The organism is Mucilaginibacter sp., assembly GCF_041663085.1.
Classification (GTDB): Bacteria; Bacteroidota; Bacteroidia; order Sphingobacteriales; family Sphingobacteriaceae; genus Mucilaginibacter.
Window position 1 is genome coordinate 1 of record NZ_JBAZRC010000154.1, and the last position, 2,004, is coordinate 2,004.

Sequence of the window (2,004 nt, forward strand, 5' to 3'; positions counted from 1 at the left end):
CTCGGCGCGCTCTTAGCCCGGAACCGAACTGTTGATCGAAATCCGGGTGAAGGCATTGTTCCCGGTAATTTCCGCCTGTAATTGCAATCATTTGCCGATACAATAAATCGCAACCTGGCAGTCACCTCCAGTTTTCGATAATACCTTGGCCATAAAATTAAACCCATCATTCATACAACTAATGAGTTTGGCGGGGTCTGATACCAAGATTGCGCCTGCAACGTCACCGTCGGTAGTAACTGCGGTTATTGGCCCAGCAGGACCGTCCAGACTTACCGTGAGGACTTCACCTGTTACCAGATCATCAATCACTTCAGGCACCGGGGATGCTAAGTTAATTTTGATATTTAATTTCTCACAATTTGGCTCAGGTGAGAATCCCCCACCAAATGAACCGCCTGAACTTCCTGACATGAAAAGGTTTATTGAAAAAGGTTTAAGTAATTGAAGCTAAAATATTTAACGCTAATTTATTATTTTTTTTCATATAGTGCCAAATAATCGCATCCATATCTGATGGCCTGACTTCCAGCTGCAGACAAAAATTCAGAAAACGCTGTTCAAGATTCAAGTATTCGGTATTCAGGTTATAATCCGGGTGAAAAAAACCAGTAATCACTCCTGCGCGGAGTAAGTGTATATCCAGGATAGCCACCTGTTCGCTCCGGAGCCAGTTGCGTGTGATCCAGGAAGCCGTTTTATAACCAATGCCTTTTACAGACATCAGCCACTCGCGTAAAGACAGGTCGTTCGTTGCAGGAATATCGTTAATGTCTGAACGATTTAAAAAAGCATAAATGTATTCAGCCTTCTGGCGAGCGAAACGATACCTCACTTTTTTTTCATTTCCTAATTCAAATGGCCGGCTTAACGCCTCCATTAATACTTCCAGCTTAATAAATGGTTGGATCAAGCACTCCGATTTAAGACGATCAAAAGCAATGATTCCCATTTCGGATGGAATGCCATAGCCGCCCAGCATACACATGACAATCTCATCCCTTACTGAGCCCGCGAGACGGTGTGTTTCGGTGTCAGCCGGGAAGCTATTCGTGAGGTACTGGTATTTCCAAAAAGCAGGTGTATAGAGCTGAAAGACCGAACCCCACTTCAGGCCTGGCATCAGTTCTTGCTGCTCGTTAGGCAGATGCTGCAATACCTCCTTTGCCTGGTGCCACAGAAATGTTTCATCGGTACCGTGTTCGTTAAAATCTACTTTAAGTTGCATTTTCATATTACCTTGTTAGCTGTTGATTTAATTTATAAAGCAGATCATATATCCAAGCGGGTGCCAGTTGGAGATCTGCCATAACATTTTTTTCGTCTTCTTTTTTTAATTGTGCCGAAACCTGGTTTTTAAGCTGGTCATTCAGTGCATCTTTTCCCAGCTCTTCTAATCCTTGAATAAGCAAACCACTGATCCCATTTGATAGGCGCAATTTCTTAGGCGTTGTAGATTTCAAAATAAGACGCTTACTGCCTATCAGGATATTACGGGGTTCGCCATCGGTGATATAGATAAGGTCATCAGGAAGATTGGCTGTCATTCCAAGCTTATGCAATGCAAACTCGCCTGACGGTTTGATCTTGATTTTCTCTTTTTTTGCAATCGCTAAAGCAATTTGCTCCATAGTCGGTTTGGCAGTCTTGCCCTTAGCCTTTACTTTCAAATACACGCCTTGTCCAAGCCGTTCCACCAGACCGTTTCTCGCATGCCTGCTCAAACTCATTTTGATTGCATCTTCAGAACCTAAACCCCTAAAATCACAGGGAAAGAGGATGCTGCCTATAGCATAGCCTTTTATCCGTGTTGCAATATTTTGATGAATTGAATTCAATTGTGTTACAAATATATCTAAAAAGGTAACAAAATAAATTATAAATATTTAATTTAATGTATCTTATTTATGCTATAGCTGGTCTTTTAATAACGGAAATATTCCGTATTTTTGCTGGAACAATTAGAGTTATTCGCCCATTGCGTGATTCGTAGAGTTCGAAAAA

The 2,004-nt window shown here is 41.7% G+C and carries 3 protein-coding genes; all 3 read right to left on the reverse strand.

The genetic code is table 11. The features are described from left to right. Positions 1-87: 87 nt before the first annotated feature. Genes WC615_RS19930 through WC615_RS19940 form a run of 3 tightly spaced genes read right to left on the reverse strand, consistent with a single transcriptional unit; the run spans position 88 to position 1,838 of the window. The gene (locus WC615_RS19930) at positions 88-414 is read right to left on the reverse strand and encodes a hypothetical protein (RefSeq protein ID WP_372979819.1); all 327 of its coding nucleotides are present in this window, start codon (positions 412-414) and stop codon (positions 88-90) included. 22 nt (positions 415-436) lie between these two features. Beyond that, on the reverse strand, positions 437-1,234 hold the full coding sequence (locus tag WC615_RS19935) for a hypothetical protein (RefSeq protein WP_372979820.1): 798 nt from the start codon (positions 1,232-1,234) through the stop codon (positions 437-439). Position 1,235: 1 nt separating this feature from the next. Beyond that, positions 1,236-1,838: a DUF6088 family protein gene (locus tag WC615_RS19940; RefSeq protein ID WP_372979821.1), complete on the reverse strand. Its 603-nt coding sequence runs from the start codon at positions 1,836-1,838 to the stop codon at positions 1,236-1,238. Positions 1,839-2,004 lie beyond the last annotated feature (166 nt).